Here is a 289-nt window from a genome sequence, read left to right on the forward strand (position 1 = left end):
CCTCGCCCCCATCGCCGAGGTCGTTGTCGATGACGAGGGCGCGGAACCCCGGCGGTCGGCGGGCTGGATCGCGCAGGCGCTCGGACTTGCGGCGCAGGTCCACCACCACCGCCACGTCGAGGGCGGCGAGCCGCGCAAGGTCGGCGTCGGTCGCCTTGCCGTGATGGGCGGAGCGGTAGAGCTGGCCCTTCTTCAACCGCGTCCCATGGGCGGCGGGGTAGTCGCCATAGTCGCGGAAATTATCCAAGGCCTCGAAGCTAAGGACGCGATCGGCGAATTGAGCGGCGCG

1 protein-coding gene is annotated in these 289 nt (G+C 70.2%); it reads right to left on the minus strand.

Annotated elements, in window-relative coordinates:
* Positions 1 to 289, minus strand: a 289-nt coding sequence (locus ABGN05_RS30110) for a tyrosine-protein phosphatase (RefSeq protein WP_367957740.1), incomplete at both ends; no start/stop codon positions are given.

The sequence above is a fragment of the Aquibium pacificum genome (assembly GCF_040839445.1).
Classification (GTDB): domain Bacteria; phylum Pseudomonadota; class Alphaproteobacteria; order Rhizobiales; family Rhizobiaceae; genus Aquibium; species Aquibium pacificus.